Source organism: Flavobacterium johnsoniae, from assembly GCF_030388325.1.
Classification (GTDB): domain Bacteria; phylum Bacteroidota; class Bacteroidia; order Flavobacteriales; family Flavobacteriaceae; genus Flavobacterium; species Flavobacterium johnsoniae_C.
This window is the reverse complement of the sequence record NZ_CP103794.1, coordinates 842,150-867,633: the sequence shown is the minus strand read 5'-3', so window position 1 is coordinate 867,633 and position 25,484 is coordinate 842,150. Positions and strand designations below refer to the sequence as shown.

Genomic DNA, 25,484 nt, shown 5'->3' with positions numbered 1-25,484 from the left:
TTTCTACGAATACATTTTAACACATAGAAACATAGATTTTTTGTATCGAAAAAGGATGCAAAAAGAAACTAGTTTCTAACACATAATGAACTATGTTTATTAATGCTAGTGAAACGCCTTTAAACACAAAGTTAAACTATGTTTCTATGTGTTGAAAATAATTAAACTGACGTGGTTAAAATTAATTATAATTCGTGGCTAAATAACATCAACCAAAAAGAATGCTGGCAACATCTTCAATTTTTGCTACAAGTTCAATTTTAATTCCAGTGTTTTTTAAAGCAATTTTGTTGTATTTAGAAACAAATATAGTATCAAATCCTAATTTTTCGGCTTCTTGAATACGTTGGTCTACACGATTAACAGGACGAATTTCGCCAGAAAGTCCGACTTCACCAGCAAAACAAAATCCTTTTCCAACCGGAATATCTTCATTTGATGATAAAATTGCAGCAACAACCGCTAAATCAATTGCTGGATCATCAACAGAAATTCCGCCAGTAACATTCAAGAAAACGTCTTTTGCGCCTAAGCGGAAACCAGCCCTTTTTTCTAAAACAGCTAAAATCATGTTTAATCTTTTTGCATTGTAACCTGTTGTGCTTCTTTGAGGCGTTCCGTAAACCGCTGTGCTTACCAAAGATTGAATTTCAATCATCAATGGGCGCATGCCTTCGAGAGTTGTTGCAATTGCAGTTCCTGAAAGTTCTTCGTCTTTATGTGAAATTAGAATTTCTGAAGGATTATTTACTTCACGTAAACCACTTCCGAGCATTTCGTAAATTCCCAATTCAGCAGTAGATCCGAAACGGTTTTTTAAGGAACGTAAAATTCTGTACACGTGATTTCTATCGCCTTCAAACTGAAGAACCGTATCAACCATGTGTTCCAAGATTTTTGGTCCCGCGATATTTCCATCTTTCGTAATATGCCCGATTAAAATAACAGGAATATTACTTTCTTTAGCAAATTTGATTAATTCGGCAGTGGTTTCTCGAATTTGAGAAATACTTCCTGCGGTCGATTCAATATAATCGGTATGCAAAGTCTGAATCGAGTCGATTATTACAACTTCAGGCTGAATGGTTTCAATTTGTTTGAAGATATTCTGCGTTTTGGTTTCGGTTAGAATATAACAGTTTTCGCTGTTTGGCGTAATTCTTTCCGCGCGCATTTTAATTTGTTTCTGACTTTCTTCTCCAGAAACATATAAAGTTTTATAAGGTAGTTTTAAAGAAACTTGCAGCAAAAGCGTACTTTTTCCGATGCCTGGTTCACCGCCCAAAAGCGTTAAAGATCCAGGAACAAGCCCGCCGCCTAAAACACGATTCAATTCGCTGTCGGTTGTGTCCATTCGGACTTCCTGTGCAGAATCAATTTCGTTAATTTTTAAAGGTCTTGGCGCTTTTCCAGTTGGAGCAGATTCAGTTTTCCAGGCTACTTTGTCCTGTTTTTGAATGATTTCTTCGGCAATCGTATTCCATTCTTTGCAGGCATTGCATTGCCCTTGCCATTTGGCATATTGGGTTCCGCAATTCTGACAAAAAAAGGAAGTTTTAACTTTTGACATTATTTACTTTTTTTTCGCAAGCGTATTCATTTCATCAATTTTCTCATACATCATATCTTTATTCAAATCGCCAATCGGTTCCATTTGCGAAGCGTTTTGATATTTTTTTGAAGCATGTTTCGGATCGCCTTGCTTTTCGTACATTAAACCTAATTCATATTCTCCCAACATGGCTTTAGGATAATTTACATTTCCGATTTCGGCCATTTTGCTTAATTCGCTATAAGCGTTATTTCTTAAAATAATATTTTCAATTACTTTAAAATCACTTATTCTAACAGGAATTTGAACTCCTAAAACTTGTGACATTGCATTGTATTTATTCTCCAAATATTCTGCATATCCAGATTGAAGAACGGCAATTTTATCATTATATTCTGCAGAATTTATTGGTCTGTAAACTTCAAAAATCTGATAAAGCGCGCTCGGAATAGAATGCAGGACTTCTGTATAATGTGTCGTTCCTTTAAAAACTTCGTATTTATAATTTACTAACGGATTATTCGCGATTTTAATATTGCTGTTTAATTTATCTATCGGTTCTTTTATTTTTTTGATATCTCCGTCGGCAGCTGATAAGTAAAAGAAAATCGGCTCTTTTATTTTGGCAAACTTTTCAGGAATACGAACTTCCATTTTGTTTGCTAATTCTGGACTTAAACAGATATAGGCATTAAAAATTGAAGTTTCTTTATACAAATAAAAATTAGCAAAACCTGCTGTTAAATCATGTCCTGCAATAATTCTAAACGGAGAAGTTCTGTATTTTTTTTCGATGTACGGAATTAATTCTGCTCCGATAAATTCGAAAAATTTTGCTCCTTTTTCAAAAGGAAGTCCAGTGTTTTGATCGATTGTTGTGTCGTCAAAACGTTCTCCATCTTTGTTTTGATGAATTCCGATAATAATCATTTCCGGAATATCATCCCAATAATTACCATAACTTACAGCTCCAGAAAACGGATCAAATAAATAATCTCCATCTAATAAATAAAGAACAGGATATTTTTTGTCTTTATTGGCTTCATAAGAAGCGGGAAGTCCGATGGTAATTCTGCGTTCTTCTCCCAGTTTTTCTGATTTAATGTTGTCGAACGTTTTTTGTGAGAACGACGAAAATGAAATTAAAAGAATTAGTAGGTAAACTTTTTTCATGATTTGTGGCATTTCAGTGAATTAAAAAGTATTGAAAATAGTGTAGCAATATACTATTTTATTTGCTTCTTTATGAAGTTGGTTTTTAAAATTGAAGCAAAGTTTTGCGGCCTAAAATCTTTTCAAATTAGGCAAAAGAAGATTTTTTCTGTTCAAAATTGACTTTTGACAAAATAAGGGAATTCGATAAGAAAAGGAAAATCTTAGGTTAAAGAATTGTCATTTTCATTCGGGAAAATAATCCATGGTTTGAAAGTTTTAGCTTCTTCAAAATCCAAAGTAGCGTAAGAAATGATAATGATAATATCATCTTTCTGTACTTTTCTCGCTGCAGGACCATTCAAAGTAATTTCTCCCGAATTTTTTTCACCTTTAATAGCGTAAGTTTCAAAACGCTCGCCATTATTAATGTTAACAATAGATACTTTTTCGCCTTCAATAATATTTGAAGCTTCTAGTAGAGTTTCATCAATAGTAATGCTGCCAATATAATTTAAATCGGCACCCGTTACCTTAACGCGATGAATTTTTGATTTTATAACTTGAATTTGCATGCTGCAAAGTTAGATTAATTTAATGAAATGGTGTCTATCAGTCTTATAGAATTAACAAATACTGCTATAAATGCACGATAGTTTTTGTCGTTCTCTTTCTGATTGATAGGTAAAAGTGTCGATTCGTCAGCAATAACAAAATATTCGAGTTTGAATTCTTTGTTGTCTTTGAAAGAATTTTCTACAAATTCGATTGTTTCTTGCGGAGAACTTTTTTGAAAAATCTCTTTAGCTTCTGTTAAGGTTTTATATATAATAGATGCTTCTTTTCTTTCTTCTGGAGTTAATCGTTCGTTTCGCGAACTCATTGCCAGCTGATTTTCTTCTCTAAAAATCGGACAGCCAACAATATTTACTGGTAAACCGGTTTTTTCGACCAGTTTTTTAACAATTTGAAGCTGCTGAAAATCTTTTTCTCCAAAATAGGCATTTGTAGGCGTTACAATTTCAAATAACCTTTTTACAATTGTTCCAACTCCGTTAAAATGTCCTGGCCTAAATTTTCCTTCCATTTGATTTTCTAATCCGTCAAAATCAAAATCCTGAGAAATTGTATTTCCTTCATAAATATCTTCAACAGAAGGTGCATATAAAATGATTTTATCACTTAATGTACGCATTTTCTTAACATCTTCCTCAAGAGTTCTTGGGTATTTTGCTAAATCTTCGGGATTATTAAATTGGGTTGGATTGACAAAAATACTTACAACCGTATCGTCGTTTTCTTTGATCGAACGTTGCATTAAAGCCAAATGTCCTTGGTGTAAAGCGCCCATTGTAGGTACAAATCCGATAGTTGAATTTGCGGTTTTGATAGTTTTAAGATAGGCTATCAACGCTGCTTTACTGTAGAAAATATGCATTGAGGTATTATTAAAATTTAGTGCAAACATAATATATTAGTTATAAACTGCATAAAATTTTGTAATTTTGCGACGTTTTTATTACCAAAATTAAGTAAAATACTATTATGAAAGATAAGAGGATATTGTATGTATCATCTGAAGTCGTGCCTTATTTGGCTGAAAATGAGGTTTCTTTAATGTCTTACGACGTTCCGAAAATGATTAATGATCAAGGCGGTCAGATAAGAATTTTCATGCCAAGATATGGGAATATCAATGAAAGAAGACATCAATTGCATGAAGTGATTAGACTTTCTGGAATGAATTTGGTAGTGAACGACTTAGATATGCCATTGATTATTAAAGTTGCATCGATTCCGAAAGAAAGAATTCAGGTTTACTTTATTGATAATGATGAATACTTTAAACGCAAAGCAACTTTTGCAGATGAAGAAGGTGTTTTGTATCCTGATAATGATGAAAGAGCAATTTTCTTTGCTAAAGGTGTCGTAGAAACAGTAAAAAAATTAAACTGGGTTCCAGATATTATTCATGTTCATGGATGGTTGGCAGCTATGCTTCCAATTTATATGAAACATTATTATAAACATGAAGCATTGTTTTCTGAAACTAAAATTATCACTTCTGTTTACGGACAGTCTTTTGATGAAAATTTAGATTTAGAAATGATTAATAAAGTTAAATTTGACGGTGTTCCTCATGAAGCTGTTTCAGATTTAGAAGTTCCAAATTACGAGAATGTTTTAAAAGCTAGCATTTTACATTCTGATGGAGTAATCATTGCATCTGAAAATGTTTCTCCAAGTTTAACAAAATTTATAGAATCTTCAGGAAAACCTTTTTTACCTTTCGCCACGAAAGATGCATTTGCTGACGCTTATACAAATTTCTATAGAACATTTGGACTTTAAAATTTTAACTTATTATAAAACAATGATTAATACTTCTTTTATTAAGAGATTTCTTTTAGCTTTAACTGTAGTTTTTTTATATTCTTGCGATAAAGATTTTAATGCAATTGGTGATGGTTTAATTGGAGAAGATCATTTTGGACTTGAGCCAGAAACATACGAGGTTTTGGCTTTTAATCAGGAAGTAACGCCGGTTCAGTCAAATTTTTTGCCTACAAATGCTTTGGGTATTTATGATAACCCAATTTTTGGAACTACAACAGCAAATTTTGTTACACAGGTAGTAATGTCATCTTATGCGCCAACAATTGGTGAATCGCCAGTTATTGAAAACGCAGTTCTTACAATTCCTTATTTTGTTAGAAGTAAAACAACCGATGCAGAGGGAGCTAGTACTTATGTATTAGATTCTATTTACGGTGGTACAGATGGAAAAGGTAAAGACGGAAAACTTGATTTAAAGCTTTACGAATCTGGTATTCAGATGAGAAATAGTTATTTTAATGGAGGTTCTCAATTAACACAATTTTATTACACCGATCAAAATTCTGAATTCGAGACTAAAAAGCTGGGTAATTTTTTAAATGATAGTATTGCGAGTCCAGTAGAAAATACAGAATTCTTTTTTGATGCTAAAGAAATTGTAACAAAGACTGTTGATGCTACTGATCCAAAAAAAGAGACTGTAAAAAGAACTGCACCTCAGATGGTTTTGCATCTTAATAAAGATTTTTTTCAACAGAAAATTTTAAATGCACCTGCTTCAAAATTAGCTTCTGATGATGTTTTTCAAGAATATTTTAGAGGATTGTACTTTAATGTGGCAAAATCAGGAGGAAATGCTAGTAGTATGGCACTTTTAAATTTTGCCGAGGGGAAAATCACAATTAATTATAGAGCAAAAACAGCTTCTACAACAGACGATCCTAATTTAACGGAAAAAAAACAGATTATTTTAAATCTTACTACGGGTAGTACTTCCAGTCCTGCTAGTACGGCTAATTTTCTGCAAAATGTTTGGAAGTCAGATTATCAAACAGCTTTGACTACAGTAAATAAAACAGAAGGAGACGAAAGACTTTATCTAAAAGGAGGTCAAGGTTCGATGGCGGTAATTCGCCTTACTGGATTTGAAGCACAATTGGAAACAATTAGAAAAACCAATTGGAAAGTGAATGAAGCAAATCTTGTCTTTTATATTGATGCTGAAAAAATGGCTGGTGCAGATGAGCCATTAAGATTGTATTTGTACGATTTAGACAATAATACAATTTTAGCAGATTATTCAACAGAAGTTGGTGCTGCTTATGGAGGTGTGATTAGTAAAGGGACAGATAAAAGAGGAACAACTTATAAGTTTAGAATTACAAGTCATATTCGTAATCTTATTAAAGATGCTACGGCTACAAATGTTAATTTAGGACTTGTTGTTTCACAGTCTAATGGAGCCGCTGCAGTTACGTCAAATGTGCTGAAAGATAAGGTTCAGATTCAAGATAATCCGGTAAAATATTTTTCTCAATTACCGAGAGGATCTATTATGAGTACTTTGGGTACAATTTTATACGGCGGAAAATCTTCTGCAGGCGATAAAAAATTGAAACTTGAAGTCTACTACACGAAACCAAATTAATAAATATATATGTGTGGAATTGTTGGATACATTGGTCATAGAGACGCTTATCCTATCGTAATCAAGGGGCTAAAGCGTCTTGAGTACAGAGGATATGATAGTGCCGGCGTTATGTTATATGACGAAGAGTCTGGCGTAAAAGTTTGTAAAACAAAAGGTAAAGTTTCAGATCTTGAAGCTAAAGCTAATGAAGGTTTTACTGTAAATGGAAAAATTGGAATTGGGCATACTCGTTGGGCAACGCATGGTGTTCCTAATGATGTCAATTCACATCCTCATGTTTCAAATTCTGGAGATTTAGTAATTATTCATAACGGAATTATAGAAAATTACGCTCCGCTAAAAGAGGAACTTGTAAAAAGAGGTTATACTTTTAAATCAGATACAGATACAGAAGTTTTAGTTAATTTAATAGAAGAGGTTCAAAAGAACGAAAATATTAAATTAGGAAAAGCTGTTCAAATTGCATTAAATCAAGTTGTTGGTGCATATGCAATTGCTGTTTTTGATAAAAAAAATCCAAATGAACTTGTTGCGGCAAGATTAGGTAGTCCATTAGCAATTGGAGTTGGTGAAGGAGAATACTTCGTTGCTTCTGATGCATCACCATTTATTGAATATACTTCTAATGCAGTGTATTTAGAAGATGGCGAAATGGCGAATATCAGACTGCATAAAGCAATCAAAATTAGAAAAATTAAAGACGACTCTTTAGTAGATCCTTATATTCAAGAACTTCAAATGAATTTGGAGCAGATTGAAAAAGGTGGTTACGACCATTTCATGCTAAAAGAAATCTACGAACAGCCAAGTGTTATCAAAGATACATACAGAGGAAGACTTCATGCAAATGAAGGAATTGTTCAAATGGCTGGTGTTGAAGATAATTTAGAGAAATTCTTAAACGCAAAACGTATTCTAATTGTAGCTTGCGGTACTTCTTGGCACGCAGGTTTAGTTGCAGAATATATTTTTGAAGAGTTTACACGTATTCCAGTTGAAGTAGAATATGCTTCTGAATTTAGATACAGAAACCCAATCATCAATAAAGATGACGTTGTAATTGCTATTTCTCAATCTGGAGAAACTGCAGATACTATGGCGGCTATTAAATTGGCTAAAGAAAACGGAGCATTTGTATTTGGTGTTTGTAATGTGGTTGGTTCTTCTATTTCAAGAGAAAGCCACGCAGGTGCGTATACACACGCTGGGCCAGAAATTGGAGTAGCTTCTACTAAAGCATTTACTACACAAATCACAGTTTTAACGATGATTGCGTTAAAATTAGGGAAAGCAAAAGGAACATTATCAAATACTGACTTCCATACTTATCTTCAAGAATTGGAAATCATCCCAGAAAAAGTAGCAGAAGCATTAGAAACTAATGATAAAGCAAAAGAAATTGCTGCGGCTTTTAAAGATTCAGCAAACTGTCTTTATTTAGGTAGAGGATATAATTTCCCAGTTGCTTTAGAAGGAGCGTTGAAATTAAAAGAAATCTCATACATTCACGCAGAAGGTTATCCTGCGGCTGAAATGAAACACGGTCCAATTGCTTTAATTGATGAGCATATGCCTGTTATTGTTATTGCTCCTAAACAAGGGCATTACGATAAAATTGTAAGTAATATTCAGGAAATTAAATCAAGAAGCGGTAAAATTATTGCTGTAGTTACAAAAGGAGATATTCAAGTTCGCGAGTTGGCAGATTATGTAATCGAAATTCCTGAAACTTCTGATGCATTATCTCCATTGGTTACAACAATTCCGTTGCAATTGCTTTCTTACTACATTGCAGTTATGAGAGGTTGTAATGTTGACCAGCCTCGTAATTTAGCGAAGTCGGTTACGGTAGAATAGATTTTATTTAAAATACAAATATGTTAAAAAAGCGAGATTTAGGTCTCGCTTTTTTTTATTGTCAAAAATTTTTTTCGGGATATGTATTTTTGTGAAATTTTCAATTTTTTAGTGAAAATTTATATGTATGCATAGTATATTGGTTTTTCTTCTTGTTTTCTTTGATTTTAGTTTAATAAATTGAATTAAGAAATAGTTAAAATATTGTAAAAAATGATGATAAATATGAATTTTATTTAACGTTTTTTTATGCATATTAAAATATTTATGTATTTTGGCTATATACTAACGAAAAAACTAAACCCAAATGAGAGTCTACTTGCTAATTATGTTGTTGTTCTTCAGCGGAGTATCTTTTGCGCAGAATACAATAACTGGTTCGGTTACAGATGGTAACAAACAATCTATTCCAGGTGCTAATGTTGTTGTTGTTGGCGAAAATACCGGTGCGTCTACAGATTTCGACGGATCTTTTAAGCTGACTACCAATACAAAATTGCCTTTTTCTGTAAAGGTTTCCGCTATTGGTTTTGAATCGAAAACAATTAATGTTACTGCCGCAAATCAAAAGTTGAATGTAATTTTAAAAGATGAAGAAACTAAATTAGATGAAATTGTAGTTTCTGCCTCAAGAACACCAGAAAGAGTTATCGAATCGCCAGTAACTATTGAGCGTATGGGACTTCAGGAAATTAAAAATACTACAGCGGCTACTTTTTATGATGGTTTAGAAAATTTGAAAGAGGTAAATTTTAATACAAGTAGTATCTCTTTCAAATCAGTAAATACTAGAGGTTTTGCTACTGTAGCCAATACGCGATTTATGCAATTGGTAGATGGTATGGATAATTCATCTCCGGCATTGAACTTCGTTTTAGGAAATCTTATTGGTGTTTCAGATATTGATGTTGCTAGCGTAGAGTTGCTTCCAGGAGCTTCTTCTGCTCTTTATGGGGCAAATGCTTTCAACGGAATCATGTTTATGACTAGTAAAAGTCCATTTACAAATGAAGGAATTAGTGTTTACTACAAATACGGACAAACGAGCCAAAATGCTGCGGGTACAAATGATTATAATGATTTTGGGATTAGAGCTGCAAAAGCTTTTACTAAACATTTTGCAATGAAAGCGAATTTCACTTACATGGAAGCTAGCGAATGGATTGCAAATGACAGAAGAAGTATGACGGCTGGAGGAGATAGTCATGCAGTGAATCAAAATTATGACGGATTAAATATTTACGGTGACGAGGTTACTACTTTTATTCCGAATGTAGGGCAGGTTAGTAGAACAGGTTATCGTGAACAAGATTTGACAGATAATAAGGTTCAGAGTATGAAAGCGGATTTCAGCGCGCATATTAAACCTTGGGCAAACGATACAGAATTTATTTTGCAATATAAAATTGGAACAGGAAGTACTATTTATCAAGGAGCAAATAGATACGCTTTGAAAGATTTCTTAATGCAGCAAGGTAAATTTGAGGTAAAAGGGAAAAACTTTTTCGGAAGAGTTTATTTTACAAGTGAAGATGCAGGAAACTCTTATGACATGAGATTTGCTGCATGGAACGTAAACAGAGCGGCGAAATCAGATGTAGAATGGTTTACAAATTACGCAACAGCTTATCAATATGCAGGTGCGGTTATGGGAACAAATGCTAACGAATCTGCAGCGATTGCTAGAAACTTTGCAGATTACAATGTGTTGCCTGCTCAAATATCATTTATTCCCCAGCCAACAGGTTCTCCAAGATTTGAGCCAGGAAGTCCACAGTTTAATCAAGCATTAAAAAGTGTTACTGCAAATCCTGATTTGACTCAAGGTGCTAAATTTATTGATCATTCTAAATTATATCATTCAGATGTGAACTATAATTTTAGAGATATTATAAAATGGGCAGAAGTTCAAGTTGGAGGTTCTTGGAGAAAATACGTAATGGATTCTGAAGGAACAATTTTTACAGATTATGATGGTCCAATTGAATACAAAGAATATGGTGCTTATGCGCAGCTTCAGAAAAAGTTCTTAGACGACAGATTGAAGTTTACAGGGTCTTTGCGTTATGATAAGAGTCAGAATTTTGATGGAAACGTTTCTCCAAGAGTTTCATTTGTTTACTCAGCAGGAGCTTCTAAAAATCATAATTTCAGATTGTCTTATCAAACAGGTTTCCGTAATCCAACTACTCAGGATCAATATATTGGTTTAGATTTAGGGCCTTTTGCGTTAATCGGATCGGCGCCTGAGAATTTAGATCGTTTTCAAGAAACAGTAAATGTTAGTGCGGCTGGACAAGCTCTAGGGCAACCGGCAACAATTAATATGTCAGGGCAAGATGCTTATCGTAATGCTTATACTGTAGCTTCAGTTCAGGCTTTTGCAGCTTCATCAAATCCAGCTGATCTTCAGGTAGCTAATATCGGATTGGTAAAACCAGAGCAGGTTCAAGCTTTTGAAGCGGGATATCGTACAGTAGTTCAAAATGATTTGTCTGTAGATTTAAATGCTTATTATAATATTTATAATGACTTCATGAATACAGCGAGAGTTATCTCTCCTTATTATGGAACCGTTGGTACGCCAGAATCTTATCAAGCTCTTGCTTTTGGAGATAGAAGAGTGTATCAAGTTTATACGAATACAACTGCCCGAATTTCTTCTTTTGGTTTTGGAGCTGGTTTGTCTAAAAAAGTATATAAAGATTTTGAAGTAGGTGTTAATTATAACTATTCACAATTTGATTTCAATCAAGCAGATGATCCTGATTTTGTGGCTGGTTTCAATACTCCAAAACATAGAATTAAAGCATCTTTAGGAAATGCTAAAGTGATTAAAAACTTAGGTTTTAATGTAAACGTAAGATGGAATTCAGAATATTTATGGGAGTCTTCATTTGGAGACGGAATGATTCCGGAAAATACTGTTCTTGATGCTCAGATAAATTATGCACTTCCAAAATGGAAATCTGTTATTAAAGTTGGGGCTACAAACCTTTTCGGATCAGATTATCTTCAGGTTATTGGAGCAGGTATGATTGGTCAAATGTGGTTTGCTTCTTGGACAATTAATCCGTAATGATAATTGATTGATAGGTGAAAGTGATAATAATTTAAAAGTAATTAAGATGAAAAAAAATATAAAATGGTTGTTTTTGGCTTCTTTAGCTATTATGGCCTCATGTAATAGTGATGATAATGATACTCCAGCAGAAGTTCCAGTAGTTCCTGGTACGGCAGATTTTACAAAATACATTGCTCTTGGAGATTCCTTTGCGGCAGGTTATAGTGATAATGCTTTATTTAAAAAAGGACAAGAGAACTCGTATCCAAATATATTGTCTCAGCAATTTGCTGCTGCTGGCGGCGGAGCTTTTACACAACCGCTTATGAATGATAATATTGGCGGATTGCTTTTAGGTGGAAATGTAATTGCCGGCACGCGTCTATATTTTGTTGGGCAAACTCAGACACCAACGAATGTTACGGGAAAACCTAGTACCGAAGTTACGGCACATCTTTCAGGAACATTTAATAATTTAGGAGTTCCTGGAGCAAAAAGTTATCATTTGTTGGCTGCTAATTACGGAAATGTAGCAGGTGTGACAACTGGAGCAGCTAATCCTTACTTTGCAAGATTTGCAAGTACGCCTTCTGCAACTGTTATTGCTGATGCGGTTGTTCAGAATCCAACTTTTTTCTCTTTATTTATAGGAGGAAATGATGTTTTGGCGTACGCAACTTCTGGAGGAACAGGAAAAGATCAAACAGGAAATGCAAACCCAGCAACTTATGGGGGAAATGATATTACAGATCCGACCGTTTTTGCAAGTGTTTACGCTAATTTGATTACAGCTTTAACGGCTAAAGGAGCAAAAGGTGTTGTGGCAAATTTGCCGTACATTACAGCTTTGCCTCATTTTACGACTGTTCCATATAATCCGCTTAGTGCTAAAGTAATCGGAAAAAATAATGAAGCGGTTGGTGTCGCTACAATAAAAGCGCTTAATGCACAATTATATGGTCCGTTAAAACAGGCATTAACAGCATTTAATGCAGGAGATAGAATTAATTTGCTTTCTGAAACTGGTGCAAGTCCGTTGTTAATAAAAGATGAAAGCTTAACTAATTTATCTGCTCAATTAACTGCTGCATTTACACCTACTTTAGGTGCGCAAACCGCAGCTTTCTACGGTGCTGTTTTCGGACAGGCAAGACAAAGTAAAGCAACTGATTTGGTGGTGCTAACAGCTAGAGCAGATATCGGTGCAGCTCCAACAGCAGCAAATTCTGGAATTGGAATTGCGCCGCCAGCACCATTAAATGCTTTTGGAATTTCTTATCCTTTACAAGATAAACACGTGTTGATTCCTACTGAAATTGCAGAAATTAAAAAAGCGACAGATGCTTATAATGCAACAATTCAGGCTGTAGCTACAGAAAAAGGATTGGCTTTTGTTGATACTAAAGCAACTTTGACACAATTAGCAAGTGGAGGAATCCGATTTGGTAATTTCACAATGAGTTCTTCTTTTGCAACTGGAGGAGCATTTTCTTTAGATGGAGTTCATCCAAGTGCAAGAGGATATGGCTTAATTGCTAATATTTTTATTGATGCCATAAATGCGAAGTATAGCTCAACCTTACGACATGTTGATTTGGCTCTTTATCCAATTCAATATCCGCAGACACTTCCATAATGTTTTGAAAATAGTATAAAGAAAGCCGCTCATTTTTAGAATGGAGCGGCTTTTTCTTTTAACTAAAAAATGAATGTTTTGGTTGTTTTTTTGCCAAGTTTTATGAATCAAACAAAATCGTGCTATTTTTTATGAAAAAAAAATTGATTTTATATTTTAAAAAATTATCTTTGCGCTCTGAAAAAAGAGGTATTTTCGATAAACCTAAATAGCTATTTAATAAATACATAAGTAATGTCAAAAGTAATAGGAAAAGTTGCTCAAATCATTGGACCAGTAGTAGACGTAGTTTTCAACGGTAAAGATGTTGAACTTCCAAAAATTTATGATTCACTAGAAATCACTAAAAAAGACGGAACTATTTTAGTTCTAGAAGTACAATCTCACATTGGAGAAAACACTGTTCGTACAATCTCTATGGACTCTACAGACGGTTTGTCAAGAGGATATGAAGTAGTTGGAACAGGAAATCCAATCCAAATGCCAATCGGTCCAGATGTATATGGACGTTTATTTAATGTTGTTGGAGATGCCATTGATGGTTTAGGTGATTTGCCAAAAACTGGAGAAAACGGTTTGCCAATTCACAGACAAGCTCCAAAATTCGAAGATTTATCAACTTCATCTGAAGTTTTATTTACAGGTATTAAAGTAATCGATTTGATTGAGCCTTACGCAAAAGGAGGTAAAATTGGATTGTTTGGTGGTGCTGGTGTTGGTAAAACAGTATTAATTCAGGAGTTGATCAACAATATCGCAAAAGGTCACGGTGGACTTTCAGTATTCGCTGGAGTAGGTGAAAGAACACGTGAAGGAAATGACTTGCTTCGTGAGATGTTAGAGTCAGGAATTATTAAATACGGTGATGATTTCATGCACTCTATGGAAAATGGAGGGTGGGATTTATCTAAAGTAGATATGCCAGGAATGAGAGAGTCTAAAGCTACTTTCGTTTTCGGACAAATGAATGAGCCACCTGGAGCTCGTGCTCGTGTAGCGCTTTCAGGATTATCTATCGCTGAGTATTTCCGTGATGGAGCTGGATCAGACCAAGGAAAAGACGTATTATTCTTCGTTGATAATATCTTCCGTTTTACACAAGCAGGTTCTGAGGTATCAGCACTTTTAGGACGTATGCCATCTGCGGTAGGTTACCAACCAACATTAGCAACTGAGATGGGTGCAATGCAAGAGCGTATTACATCTACAAACAAAGGATCTATTACATCTGTACAAGCGGTTTATGTTCCTGCGGATGACTTAACTGACCCGGCGCCGGCTACAACTTTCGCGCACTTAGATGCAACAACTGTATTGTCTCGTAAAATTGCTGAGTTAGGTATCTATCCTGCGGTTGACCCGTTAGATTCTACTTCAAGAATTTTAACTCCACATATCTTAGGAGATGAGCACTATAACTGTGCACAAAGAGTAAAAGAAATTCTTCAAAAATACAAACAACTTCAAGATATCATCGCGATTCTTGGTATGGAAGAGTTATCTGAAGAAGATAAACTTTCTGTATCTAGAGCACGTCGTGTACAACGTTTCTTGTCTCAGCCATTCCACGTAGCGGAGCAATTTACAGGTATCCCAGGAGTATTGGTTGATATTAAAGATACTATCAAAGGATTTAACATGATTATCGATGGTGAGTTAGATCACCTTCCAGAAGCAGCTTTCAACTTGAAAGGTTCTATTCAAGATGCAATCGAAGCTGGAGAAAAAATGTTAGCTGAAGCATAATTCAATTGATAATTATCAATTGACAATTATCAATTATCAATTACAAAATTATGATTTTAGAAATAGTATCACCAGAAGCTAAATTATTTTCAGGAGAAGTAACTTCAGTTACTTTGCCAGGAGTTGATGGAAGCTTTCAGATTTTAAATCATCACGCGCCGATTGTTTCTATTTTAGAAAAAGGAACAATCAAAATTGCAGCTTCTAGCTTCAATTTTTCTAAAGAGGCAGCAGATAAATTCACGAAAGTAAATGACCAAACTTATACTTTAGAGATTAAGTCAGGAACAATCGAGATGAAAGACAATAAGATAATTGTATTAGTTGACTAAGACAATTTCAGAATAAGTAAAAAGCCAGACATATTTGTCTGGCTTTTTTTATTTTTTTACTTTTGAAGTATTAAAATCTCTTTATAAAATATTGATACAATGATAAAAGCTCAGTAAGCTTTTGTCTTTTTCGCTTTGTTAGTTTGATAAAGCGCTACTTATTTATGTCAAATTTTATGAAGAATACTTATGAAAAATATATCAAAAATTGCCGTACTTGGAGGAGGCGGTAAAACAGGAAATTATCTTGTAAAGCACTTATTAAAAGAAGGATTTCATTTAAAACTACTGCTTCGAAATCCTGAAACATTCAATATTCAAAGTGATAATATTGAGATTGTCGAAGGTGACGCACTTAATTTTCAATCTATAAAAACATTACTAAAAGATTGTCAGGCTGTTTTAAGTACAATTGGCCAAAGAAAAGAGGAGCCTTTAGTTGCAAGTCAGGTGACGAGTCATGTTTTGAAGGCAATGAATGAATATGGAATTGACTGCTATGTTTTATTGGCTGGACTTAATATTGATACGCCATTCGATAAGAAAAGCCCAAAAACAATTATGGCTACAGATTGGATGAAAAATAATTTTCCGTTAATTCAGGAAGATCGCCAAAAGGCATATAAACTTTTGGAAAATAGCGATGTAAATTGGACACAGGTTCGTGTTCCTTTGATTGATTTTACAGACAAGAGTTCTGAAATAATAGTAAATATAGAAGATTGTTTAGGTGATAAAATTACGGCTCTTGATATTTCAAAGTTTATGGCTAGAGAAATGATGGAATCTAAATTCAGCAGGAAATCGCCTTTTATTAGTAATCTATAAAACTAAATTTAAAACAGCGGATTGATTAATCCGCTGTTTTTTTTAAGAGTTTAATTGCTTATTCTTCTTCCTTTACAAACTCCATTATATCACCCGGCTGGCATTCGAGTATTTCGCAAATGAGTTCTAAAGTCGAAAACCGAATAGCTTTTGCCTTTCCAGTTTTCAGTATCGAAAGATTTGCGGTTGTAATGCCAATTCGTTCTGCTAATTCATTTGAACGCATCTTTCTTTTGGCGAGCATTACATCTAGATTTACAATGATTGGCATAGTTATATTGTTAAGTCGTTTTCGTTCTGAAGATTGTATCCGTGATTTAGTAGTTTGCTTAAAACTACTAGACATAATCCAAGAAAAATAATCTGCAAATTGTATTCAAGAACAGGTTTTAAATTCATAAAATGAAATTTTCCGTTGCTTATTAAATCTGTATAATGAAAATAATCAATGTTGGAAAAATATTGCGTTATAATATAGCTTATAATCAGATTTGCAACTTGAAACATAATAAAGGAATATCCAATTTTTTTGATTCTTTCATTTAGCAAAATGTCAAATGCAAAATTAGTTCTTAATTGTTCAAATAATCTCATGCATTGATAGCTTACAAATAGTACCAGAATTAAAGTTAAATAGCTTTTTATTATTAAAACTGCTTTTAGAAAATAATCTTTAGGGTTGATTATTACATCTGCAGTCGAGTTTGTGTTCTGAATTTTAATGTTTTTAAATTCTTTTTTAACATCAATGTATTTTTGATCTCGCACTTCAAAAGTATTTATCTGATACTTCTTTTTAAGTGTTGAGTCATTTTTTATTTTATTGAAATAATTATTATGTTCTTTACTGTAGAAGTTAGAAACGGAGCCATTGATTTTCAATTGTTCATTTTTGTATGTAATTAAAGTATCTGGGATATCGAGCTGAAGTTGAGTAGTTATGCTATATCCTTTTGAATGATGCATAGTGGAATTCCAAGAGCCCAAAGTACCGTTTGGAATACATTCGAAGATAATAGCAAACAATAATATAAGTTGCGAAAATCTAAAACTAAGTCGAGAAATAACATAAAGTACAGTAATCAATCTATTGTTGGTTTTCATAATATTTGTTTTTAGTTGCCGTAAATATATAAAAATTATTGATAAACGATAATAAAAATGTTCTAAACGATAAAAAATTATCGAAAAGCTTTCGTTTTTTTTGTGAAATTAAATGAAGTCAGCTTTATGAAGGAAAATTTGAAGTAACAAACTTTTGTTGTTTAACTTTGTTTTTATGGAATTACCAGAACATTTAAATAGAAAGATTGAAGATTCGAAAGAAAAAGAGTTGTTTAGAAAATTGCCCGTTTTTAATAATCTGGTAGATTTTGCTTCAAACGATTATATCGGATTTTCTAAATCAGAATATATTTTTAAGCATGTTCATGCTTATTTATTAGAAAATGAAATCATTCAAAACGGATCAACAGGATCGAGATTAGTTTCTGGTAATCATTCGCTTCATCAAATTACAGAGAATTATATAGCTGAATTTCATGATGCAGAAGCGGCTTTAATTTTTAATTCGGGTTACGATGCCAATATTGGTTTTTTTAGCGCTGTGCCGCAAGAAAATGATGTTGTTTTGTATGATGAATTATGTCATGCTTCTATAAAAGATGGAATCGCTCTTTCGGTTGCAAAATCAGAATCTTTTACCATAATGATTTTGAAGATTTAGAGCGTTTTATTCTTAAATTTCGCCATAAAACAATTTATATTGTAACTGAAACTGTCTTTTCGATGGACGGCGATAGTCCGAATTTGGAAGAATTGATTGCACTTTCAGAAAAATACAATTGCTATTTAATTGTTGATGAAGCACACAGCTTTGGTGTTTTTGGTGATAAAGGCGAAGGACTTACGCAATATCTTGAATTGCATAATAGAATTTTTGCTAGAATTGTAACTTTTGAAAAAGCTTTAGGCTGTCAGGGAGCCGCAATTTTAGGAAGCAATGAACTTAGGGAATATTTAATCAATTTTGCAAATAGTTTTTTGTATACAACCGCTTTGTCTCCTCATGCGGTTGCAACTATTTTAATTGCATATCATCAATTAGAAATAGAAAATACTGCTAGAGAAAAACTTCGTCAAAATATTGTTTTTTTTAATCAGCAGAAGAATTTGTTGGGTTTGAAACCAATGTTTGTGCATAGTAAATCGGCAATACATTCGGCTATTGTTCCTGGAAATGAAAATGTAAAACAGTTAGCTCAATTACTTCAAGATAAAGGATTTGATGTGCAGGCTATTCTTTCGCCAAGAGTACCAGAAGGTCAGGAACGTTTGCGTTTTTGTATTCACAGTTATAATTCGCAAGAAGAAATAAATCTTGTTTTAGAATTGGTTCGAGATTTCGTTTTTTAGGATTCTTCTTGATTACTTTTTTCGACTTTTGCTTCTAGCTTTTCATGGATTCTAAATTTTTTTTCTCTTGGAAATGCCTGTATTTACTTATATTTTAAAAAAAGTTGAAATTTTTTTGTAACGTTTTGAATCTTTAGTCACTTACGAGTCGTAATCAAATAAACCAAAACAATTATGAAAACACAGTCAATATCAAAAAGTGAAAAAATTTTCAATTTTATATTTATCTTTTTAAGCTCAGCAGGTTTAGGATATGCATTTGTAAATCAGTTTATGCTAGGAAAACCTAATAAAGAATTCCTTTTAATTATGAGTTGCTTGTTTTTGGCTTCAGTTGCTTCATGGCAACGAAAAAAATATAGCAAATAAAATAAGTAAGGAGTTTCAATCGTCAAAATTTTCAATCAAAATCAATCAAATAATCAATTTAAAACAATCAACAAAATGAAAAATTTAATCAAATCAGTTATCGCAGTAATCGCAATTATATTTAGTTCTTCTGTTCAAGCGCAGACAAAATCTTCAAAACTTGAAAACACGCTTTTGTGGGAAGTTTCAGGAAACGGATTAACAAAACCTTCTTATCTATACGGAACAGTTCATATGATTTGTTCACCAGATTATTTTCTTTCAGAAAAAACAAAAAAAGCATTTGATGCTTCTAACAAACTAGTTTTAGAAATCAATTTTGCCGATCCGGCTGAAATGGCAGACATGCAAAAAATGGCAATGGGAAAAGAACCTTTGAGTAAATTATTGAGTCCCGAACATTTGTCAAAATTAGATGAAATCTTAAAAACGACAACAGGAATGACTGTTCAGCAAGTAGACAGTTTTAGTTTAATGACCGTAATGAGTTTAATTTCTATGAAAACTTTTGGATGCACAGATATGAAACTTTATGAAATGGAATTTATAGAAATGGCTAAAAAGAGAAATATTCAGATTGGCGGTTTAGAAACTGTGAAATCGCAGCTTGATATTCTTGGAAATGCTTATACTAATGATGAAATGATTAAAATGTTAAGCGAATCAAATCAAAATGAAACGTCTAAATTAGTAACGGCGTATAAAAGTGAAAATATTGATGATCTGTATAATAACGTAACCGATAAAAAGTTTACAAGCGAAAAAACAAAAAAGATGATTCTGGATCAAAGAAATTTGAATTGGGTAAAAGATATGCCACAAATGATGAAAACAGAAAGTGTGTTTTTTGCAGTAGGCGCAGGACATTTAGGTGGTGAGTTTGGAGTGATTAATTTATTAAGAAAGGCAGGATATATTGTAAAACCAGTAATGAACTAAAACTATTTTGAAAGAAAAAGAAAAAGAGTTTTTAAATCGGATAGAAAGTCATAAAGGAATTCTGTACAAGGTCTCAAAGATGTACATGGATAATTATGACGATCAGCAAGATTTGTTTCAGGAAATTGTTTGTCAGCTTTGGAAATCGTATGAAACATTTCGAAACGAAAGTCAGTTTTCGACCTGGATGTATCGGGTAGCGGTAAATACGGCAATTGTTTTTCTTAGAAAAGAAAAACGCAAGGTTGACAAATATGAAATTGCTTCGGAAAATATTAAAGAGGAAGAAGGAGATTCGCACATCAAGGAAAGCCAGCTAGACCATTTTTACAAAGCAGTGCAAAAACTTGAAAAAATTGATAAAGCGATTATTTTTTATCAGTTAGAGGGCTTTTCTCATAAAGAAATTGGAGAGAATCTCGGAATCTCAGAAGGAAATGCTAGAGTGAAATTAAACCGAGCAAAAGAAAAATTAAAAGAAATTATTAAAAATCAGGGATATGGATTTTAACGATATACAAAATGCATGGAATAACGAAAAGAATGAAAATGTCGTTCTTCCAGATAACTTAGAAAAGATTAATTCGGCCAATACGCCTCTAGATAAAATTAGAAAAAATCTAAAGAATGAGCTTATAATGCAGTCGGTAGCTGTTTTTTTAATGGCTTTCACACCTTATGCATATGCTTTTCCAGAAAAATGGATTGCTCCTTTTTACTTAATGTTCAGCATATTTGTAGCAGTTTGTGTATACTATTTAGTAAAACTGTATATTTTTTATAAGAGATTGAACAACATTACATTAAAAACAAAAGACAGTTTGTACGAAACTTATTTTGACGTAAAGCTTAATATGGAATTGTATAAAACATTCGGATTTGCCTTAACGCCTTTTATAGTTTTGTTTTTACTTGGGTTTTTATACCATGAGTTTTCAAAAGCGCCTAATTTTCAACTTACAGAATTTACTAACGGACAATTAATAAGCGTTTTCGCTGTAGTTACTTTTAGCATCTTATTTATGGGATTGGCCTTAGAATGGTGGGTGCAGTATTTTTACGGAAAATATGCCAAGGAAATAAGAAAAGTAATTGACGAATTGAAAGAAGAATAAAAATAAGAAACCCATCGATTAAGATGGGTTTCTTGTTTTAAATATTAATTAAAGATAATTTTTTTAGAAACTTCTGAGCCGTTTTCCAAAACAACTTTAACTAATAAAACTTGATTACCAGAAGGTAAATTTGAAATCTGTAGTTCGTTAGAATCAACTTTGTTATTGTTGTAAACTAACTGACCACCAATATTGTAAATCTGTACATCTTTGATGTTTTCTTTAGTCGCAGTAACTTTTACGATTTTTGATCTTACAGAAACTAAAACGGTATTTTCTGCATTTTCAAAATCTCCTGTTCCTAAAGTTTTAGAAGTGTAACGAAGATTGAAACGATTTGTGAATGTTCCAACTTCTGTTGTAAATTTATAATTTTCAGAACGTAAGCTTACTATTTTGCCAGTTACTAAATCTTCTAGGTAAACTTCTTGAGTATCAAAAAAACCGTCTGCGTGATCGATTGCAATAGTGTATTCTCCAGCTGTTGCCGATTTGTAACCCATTGGAACAATATCTTGATTGTCAAAAGGAAGCGCGCGTCCTTGAATAGTCATATTGTTAGATTCATTGATACTGTAAAAATCAGCGCTGCTGTTAGAACCTAAAGTAGTGGCATCATAATTAATGTCAAAACTATTTGTAGCTCCTTCTATATATCCAACTAAAATCTGTTTGAAAGCTCCCAAATCATTAGATAAATTAAGCCATAAACGATTTCTTTCTATTTCACCTGATTCGGTAGTTTTATAGAATTGCTTGTTTTTATTACCAATACGCATTGTATTGTTGAAGGTTAATGTTCCTGTTTTTGGTTTAGCCAAGAATCCTTGTCCAGCTGCGATGTATCCTTCAAAAGGCTGTCCGTTAAGTGTTGCTCCAGAACTTGTTCCTGTAAATCCAGTCAGGTTAAATGCAGCAAAGTCTGCATTGTTATAATAATATTTTCCATCAGCTGGGTTTAATACAGGAGATGAGTTATGCGTCCAAAAATAAAGCGTACCTAAATTGGTATTAGCATTTATCAATGCCGTTGCACTTATAGCAGAAGGATAAGGATTACCTACTAAGTTAAATTTATTTGCTACAACAACAGGAGCAATGTTACCGTTATTCGGAATTCCTTTAAATATTCCAGTAAATGGAGTTGCTGTGTTCGCATCAAAAGGCTGTGGAGCTCTTATGTTGTATCCTTTTCCAACTTCCATCGGCATTGTTCCATTCAGGCTCACAGTCCAAGTCGAATTAGGATCATACCAATAATATTTATCAAGTAGGGTATTCGGAGACAAACTAGCCATTGTAAAACTTGGATTTGTAACAGGCATTGACCAATATGTAGCATCATAACGTCTTACGTTCGTTGTTCTTTGAACTTCAAATGAAGTCGTTGCATTTCCAGTATACATCGTTTTGCTCGTAGAAGTTTGAAGAAGAGATCCTCCGCTTAGAATCGCTAATTTTCCTGTTCCAAGTACGTTTATATCTTCATCAACAGTTAAAGTTCTATCGCTCGGAACATTAAAAGTAGATCCTGAATTTACTGTACATGAACAAACCTGAATATCTGAACCTAACGTTACAGTTGGTGAACTAATTACTATTGAAGTATTTGAATTAACTGTTTCAGATCCTGTATAAGGAGTTAGCACTCTTACAAAGTTAACGGCCACGTTGGCATTTCCTCCGTCTTCTCTTAAACGAACTTCAATTTTAGAAGTGCTGTTTAAAACATATGTCGCTCCACCGTTAATGTATGCAGCAGTATTCGTATATCCATTTTGAGTGAATAATGGAGTTGCGCTTTCATTCATGTAAATTTGAGTTGCATCATCTGAGTTTGCAAGCTCAATTCTGTAAGTTCCGCAAGGAAAACCTTGACGTCTGTAAGAAACCGTAAAATTATCATTTGGTAACGGAGCTCCTTGCCAATTTGTTGCAGAAGAAGGAGATTTGTCCGTTGTCCAGTAATTTCTTGAGTCCACATTAACATTAGAATCTACATAATATCCAGCATATACTGTATTGCTTAGATTTAAATCGTTTTTGGTTAAACCATAAACATTCCAAGAATTAATTCCGTAAGGAAGCGCTTGATCTCCTTTTATTGCGCCAAATGAAATTGCCGCACGAGAAGAACCATCTAATTCAAAATATTCTAAAATAAATTGATGTGAACCAGCTGATAACGTTTGTAGGAAAGCATCAACTGTGTAGCTGTGCTGATTCCAACGCTCAAAAACTTTAATGCCATCAATATAAAGTCTAATTCCGTCGTCACTTCCAAGCATAAAATTATATTGTCCAGCTTCGGTAAGATTAGCTGTCATTTTATAACGAACGAAGAATCGGTCTGTAGGTGCAGTATCACAAAAATTTCTTGTAGCACCATTTACTGCACCATCAGCAACATTTCTATCAAAATTTCTAGTAGTTTCTGTAACAGTTCCTAAATATGTTGTTCCAGTTGGTAAAGTGTTGTATGTTGGATTTGGTGCAGTGTTTCCTGTAAAACTGTAAACATAACCTATCCAAGATTCAGAACCGAAAGAAGTTTGATCTCCTGCTGGTACGCATTTTACAACTTCATCAGCTCCCATATAAGGTTTTACTCTTGTGTCTCCATCAATATCTGTTGTAATGCCTGCGATTGCTACTCCAGTTAAGTTGTTGTTGACTGTGACATCTTGTATATGATAATCTGTTCCTGGCGTAACAAATGTAGGAAGAAAAGTTTGAGAAGCTGAATCTCCTACAGCTGAATTCCAATTAGCAGGAACTGTTCCTGCCGTTGTTGCCGCATATAGAGTACCTGATATTCTGTTTAAGAATTTATTAGTACTGCTATTAACGTAATAATCATTATTGCTAATTTGACTTACTGTTCCTCCGTTTAAGAATATAGCATATTGTTCATTAGATTGTAAATTAACAAAAATGTTGTTTTTTATATTAATTCCAGAACCGCCTTCAGTATATAAACAAGAAGCACTTGTTGTTCCTGTTGGTGCTCCGCTCGCAATAAGAGTGTTGTAATATACATTTGTTGCACTTCCTGAATAAATGAAAATGCTATGTGCTCTATTATAATAGTTATAATTATTTGAATCTGCAGTAGTATTATAAACATTACTAATAATATTATTATTAATGTTTGTAGTTCCACTGGTTTTTACAAGAATACCTGCCGAATATTTAGCATTGTTATGTTGTGTATTAACAATATCATTAATATAATTACCTGAGATACTTCCAGTACTATTTCCTAACAAAACAATAGCAGCACAATCGTTTCCATCATTAACAGTATTTCTAATTCCAGAAAGTGTGTTTCCAGAAATTTCATAATTTGCAGCATTAGATATATAGATTGCTCTAATTGGTTTTTCAGCTACAGTTGTAGTTCCAATTTTGTTTCCTTGAATTTTCCAACCTGTTGGAGAAGCACTAGCATTTCCGTTAATGTTAACACCGTCTTTAATATTAAATGTCTCATTATTAATAATTGAAATGTTGGAATTGGCACCATTATTAGCGTTTCCGCCAAGGCTATTATTTGTTCCAAGACCATTGCCTCCAGAGTAAACTCCAGTTAAAAGCGTACTGCCATCATTACGATTTGCAAATCTTAGGTTGGTGTTTTTAACAGTGATATTTGTTGAACCGGTTGAGCCATTACTCGCAATCCAAATGACTGATCTTGCTGTATAGCCTAAATTATCAGTATTTATCAAAGTTAAATTTTTTGTGTTTGCGGTCGAATTACTTCCGTCTATAATTACGTTGTTGGCGCCATTAAATCTAATAACTGCTGGAATACCAGTTGATGGACTAGCCATTGTAGTGGTAATAGTAATGTTTTTACCAGTGTTCGGTTTAATTGTAAACGTGTTAGTTGCACTTGTATTTGGTATGACATTGATTGTAAGTAAAGAAGTTAAATTCTGATCTTCATCAAGCAAAAATCTTACAGGGCCACTAACTCCACGTGCATATATTTGATCTATTGCAAGTGCAAGAGTCCTGAAATTCGCATCAGTATTTGCAGAGCTAATGACAATATCGCCACTCAATTGTTGAGCAAATCCTAAAAAAGGTAACAATAAAAATAAAAGTAAAGTTTTTTTCATGCTTAAATGTTTTCTATCAGTTTGTTATGCTGGCATAGGACTTTTCAGTCGGAGCAAAGATATATACATCTACGAGCTAGAAATAGGGAGGGTTTTCAATACCTCTATATATTCGATGAATCGTTAAAATACTCGACGAAATGCATGAAAAAAAATGAGATTTTGCGGATATTCTTATAAAATGTTAAAAAATATTATAAGAATAATCGTAAAAAAAAGCCCGTTTTTAAGTGCGATTTTGATTTTTTAGACTAAAAAACGCGAGTTTAGCAATAAAATCATCAAAATTGGAATAAATTACAACTAAATGTTGTGAGGTGTTTTTGTGTGGATTATAGCACAATCTGAAGTTAGAAATGGTGAT

19 protein-coding genes and 1 pseudogene are annotated in these 25,484 nt (G+C 33.4%); 13 read left to right on the top strand and 7 right to left on the bottom strand.

The window, feature by feature from the left end:
* Positions 1-208: 208 nt before the first annotated feature.
* The 4 genes from radA to panC all read right to left on the bottom strand — a co-directional run bounded on the left by radA (position 209) and on the right by panC (position 4,172).
* On the bottom strand, positions 209-1,570 hold the full coding sequence (gene radA / locus NYQ10_RS03885; RefSeq protein WP_289878975.1) for a DNA repair protein RadA: 1,362 nt from the start codon (positions 1,568-1,570) through the stop codon (positions 209-211).
* Positions 1,571-1,573: 3 nt separating this feature from the next.
* Complete coding sequence (locus NYQ10_RS03880) at positions 1,574-2,725, bottom strand: alpha/beta hydrolase (RefSeq protein ID WP_289878974.1); 1,152 nt, start codon at positions 2,723-2,725, stop codon at positions 1,574-1,576.
* Positions 2,726-2,928: 203 nt separating this feature from the next.
* The gene (panD, locus tag NYQ10_RS03875; RefSeq protein WP_008465481.1) at positions 2,929-3,279 is read right to left on the bottom strand and encodes an aspartate 1-decarboxylase; all 351 of its coding nucleotides are present in this window, start codon (positions 3,277-3,279) and stop codon (positions 2,929-2,931) included.
* Between the two features lie 14 nt (positions 3,280-3,293).
* Complete coding sequence (gene panC, locus NYQ10_RS03870; protein WP_289878973.1) at positions 3,294-4,172, bottom strand: pantoate--beta-alanine ligase; 879 nt, start codon at positions 4,170-4,172, stop codon at positions 3,294-3,296.
* Between the two features lie 77 nt (positions 4,173-4,249).
* Between panC and NYQ10_RS03865 the strand changes: the two genes are divergently transcribed.
* The 8 genes from NYQ10_RS03865 (at position 4,250) to NYQ10_RS03830 (ending at position 16,155) form a co-directional block, all read left to right on the top strand.
* A complete protein-coding gene (locus NYQ10_RS03865) occupies positions 4,250-5,056 on the top strand; it encodes a glycogen/starch synthase (RefSeq protein WP_134138658.1) in 807 nt (268 codons plus the stop codon).
* A 22-nt stretch (positions 5,057-5,078) separates the two neighbouring features.
* A complete protein-coding gene (locus NYQ10_RS03860) occupies positions 5,079-6,689 on the top strand; it encodes a DUF4270 domain-containing protein (RefSeq protein WP_289878972.1) in 1,611 nt (536 codons plus the stop codon).
* A gap of 9 nt (positions 6,690-6,698) precedes the next feature.
* Positions 6,699-8,549: a glutamine--fructose-6-phosphate transaminase (isomerizing) gene (gene glmS, locus NYQ10_RS03855; protein WP_289878971.1), complete on the top strand. Its 1,851-nt coding sequence runs from the start codon at positions 6,699-6,701 to the stop codon at positions 8,547-8,549.
* 307 nt (positions 8,550-8,856) lie between these two features.
* Positions 8,857-11,628: a TonB-dependent receptor gene (locus tag NYQ10_RS03850; protein WP_289878970.1), complete on the top strand. Its 2,772-nt coding sequence runs from the start codon at positions 8,857-8,859 to the stop codon at positions 11,626-11,628.
* Between the two features lie 49 nt (positions 11,629-11,677).
* A complete protein-coding gene (locus NYQ10_RS03845; protein WP_289878969.1) occupies positions 11,678-13,249 on the top strand; it encodes a G-D-S-L family lipolytic protein in 1,572 nt (523 codons plus the stop codon).
* 234 nt (positions 13,250-13,483) lie between these two features.
* The gene (gene atpD, locus NYQ10_RS03840) at positions 13,484-14,995 is read left to right on the top strand and encodes a F0F1 ATP synthase subunit beta (protein ID WP_057115305.1); all 1,512 of its coding nucleotides are present in this window, start codon (positions 13,484-13,486) and stop codon (positions 14,993-14,995) included.
* A gap of 50 nt (positions 14,996-15,045) precedes the next feature.
* The gene (locus tag NYQ10_RS03835) at positions 15,046-15,327 is read left to right on the top strand and encodes a FoF1 ATP synthase subunit delta/epsilon (protein ID WP_289878968.1); all 282 of its coding nucleotides are present in this window, start codon (positions 15,046-15,048) and stop codon (positions 15,325-15,327) included.
* A gap of 189 nt (positions 15,328-15,516) precedes the next feature.
* On the top strand, positions 15,517-16,155 hold the full coding sequence (locus NYQ10_RS03830; RefSeq protein WP_289878967.1) for an NAD(P)-dependent oxidoreductase: 639 nt from the start codon (positions 15,517-15,519) through the stop codon (positions 16,153-16,155).
* Positions 16,156-16,213: 58 nt separating this feature from the next.
* Here the strand turns inward: NYQ10_RS03830 and NYQ10_RS03825 are convergent, their stop codons facing one another.
* Positions 16,214-16,426 (bottom strand): helix-turn-helix domain-containing protein, encoded by a 213-nt coding sequence (locus NYQ10_RS03825; RefSeq protein ID WP_184159126.1) that lies wholly within the window; start codon positions 16,424-16,426, stop codon positions 16,214-16,216.
* A 2-nt stretch (positions 16,427-16,428) separates the two neighbouring features.
* On the bottom strand, positions 16,429-17,259 hold the full coding sequence (locus NYQ10_RS03820; RefSeq protein WP_289878966.1) for a DUF2975 domain-containing protein: 831 nt from the start codon (positions 17,257-17,259) through the stop codon (positions 16,429-16,431).
* A gap of 175 nt (positions 17,260-17,434) precedes the next feature.
* Between NYQ10_RS03820 and NYQ10_RS03815 the strand changes: the two are divergent.
* The 5 genes and pseudogenes from NYQ10_RS03815 (at position 17,435) to NYQ10_RS03795 (ending at position 20,993) form a co-directional block, all read left to right on the top strand.
* Positions 17,435-18,570 (top strand): annotated as a pseudogene (locus NYQ10_RS03815) (aminotransferase class I/II-fold pyridoxal phosphate-dependent enzyme).
* 174 nt (positions 18,571-18,744) lie between these two features.
* Positions 18,745-18,939 (top strand): hypothetical protein, encoded by a 195-nt coding sequence (locus NYQ10_RS03810; protein WP_289878965.1) that lies wholly within the window; start codon positions 18,745-18,747, stop codon positions 18,937-18,939.
* Between the two features lie 75 nt (positions 18,940-19,014).
* Positions 19,015-19,878 carry a TraB/GumN family protein gene (locus tag NYQ10_RS03805; protein WP_289878964.1) on the top strand — a complete coding sequence of 288 codons (864 nt, stop codon included), beginning with the start codon at positions 19,015-19,017 and terminating at the stop codon, positions 19,876-19,878.
* A 7-nt stretch (positions 19,879-19,885) separates the two neighbouring features.
* Positions 19,886-20,389, top strand: a complete 504-nt coding sequence (locus tag NYQ10_RS03800) for an RNA polymerase sigma factor (protein ID WP_289878963.1) — start codon at positions 19,886-19,888, stop codon at positions 20,387-20,389.
* Complete coding sequence (locus NYQ10_RS03795) at positions 20,379-20,993, top strand: hypothetical protein (protein ID WP_289878962.1); 615 nt, start codon at positions 20,379-20,381, stop codon at positions 20,991-20,993. Before NYQ10_RS03800 ends, NYQ10_RS03795 begins: the two co-directional genes overlap by 11 nt.
* A 44-nt stretch (positions 20,994-21,037) precedes the next feature.
* Here the strand turns inward: NYQ10_RS03795 and NYQ10_RS03790 are convergent, their stop codons facing one another.
* Entirely contained in the window at positions 21,038-25,120 is a 4,083-nt protein-coding gene (locus NYQ10_RS03790) for a T9SS sorting signal type C domain-containing protein (RefSeq protein ID WP_289878961.1), read from the bottom strand.
* Between the last annotated feature and the right edge of the window lie 364 nt (positions 25,121-25,484).

Excerpts from the sequence above, each read along its gene's own strand:
- NYQ10_RS03860 (WP_289878972.1), top strand. The coding sequence starts at position 5,079 with ATGATTAATACTTCTTTTATTAAGAGATTTCTTTTAGCTTTAACTGTA.
- NYQ10_RS03820 (WP_289878966.1), bottom strand. The coding sequence starts at position 17,259 with ATGAAAACCAACAATAGATTGATTACTGTACTTTATGTTATTTCTCGA.
- NYQ10_RS03805 (WP_289878964.1), top strand. The coding sequence starts at position 19,015 with ATGAAAAATTTAATCAAATCAGTTATCGCAGTAATCGCAATTATATTT.
- NYQ10_RS03830 (WP_289878967.1), top strand. The coding sequence starts at position 15,517 with ATGAAAAATATATCAAAAATTGCCGTACTTGGAGGAGGCGGTAAAACA.
- NYQ10_RS03810 (WP_289878965.1), top strand. The coding sequence starts at position 18,745 with ATGAAAACACAGTCAATATCAAAAAGTGAAAAAATTTTCAATTTTATA.
- NYQ10_RS03790 (WP_289878961.1), bottom strand. The coding sequence starts at position 25,120 with ATGAAAAAAACTTTACTTTTATTTTTATTGTTACCTTTTTTAGGATTT.
- NYQ10_RS03825 (WP_184159126.1), bottom strand. The coding sequence starts at position 16,426 with ATGCCAATCATTGTAAATCTAGATGTAATGCTCGCCAAAAGAAAGATG.
- NYQ10_RS03845 (WP_289878969.1), top strand. The coding sequence starts at position 11,678 with ATGAAAAAAAATATAAAATGGTTGTTTTTGGCTTCTTTAGCTATTATG.
- NYQ10_RS03795 (WP_289878962.1), top strand. The coding sequence starts at position 20,379 with ATGGATTTTAACGATATACAAAATGCATGGAATAACGAAAAGAATGAA.
- NYQ10_RS03835 (WP_289878968.1), top strand. The coding sequence starts at position 15,046 with ATGATTTTAGAAATAGTATCACCAGAAGCTAAATTATTTTCAGGAGAA.
- NYQ10_RS03865 (WP_134138658.1), top strand. The coding sequence starts at position 4,250 with ATGAAAGATAAGAGGATATTGTATGTATCATCTGAAGTCGTGCCTTAT.
- atpD (WP_057115305.1), top strand. The coding sequence starts at position 13,484 with ATGTCAAAAGTAATAGGAAAAGTTGCTCAAATCATTGGACCAGTAGTA.
- glmS (WP_289878971.1), top strand. The coding sequence starts at position 6,699 with ATGTGTGGAATTGTTGGATACATTGGTCATAGAGACGCTTATCCTATC.
- NYQ10_RS03880 (WP_289878974.1), bottom strand. The coding sequence starts at position 2,725 with ATGAAAAAAGTTTACCTACTAATTCTTTTAATTTCATTTTCGTCGTTC.
- panC (WP_289878973.1), bottom strand. The coding sequence starts at position 4,172 with ATGTTTGCACTAAATTTTAATAATACCTCAATGCATATTTTCTACAGT.
- panD (WP_008465481.1), bottom strand. The coding sequence starts at position 3,279 with ATGCAAATTCAAGTTATAAAATCAAAAATTCATCGCGTTAAGGTAACG.
- radA (WP_289878975.1), bottom strand. The coding sequence starts at position 1,570 with ATGTCAAAAGTTAAAACTTCCTTTTTTTGTCAGAATTGCGGAACCCAA.
- NYQ10_RS03850 (WP_289878970.1), top strand. The coding sequence starts at position 8,857 with ATGAGAGTCTACTTGCTAATTATGTTGTTGTTCTTCAGCGGAGTATCT.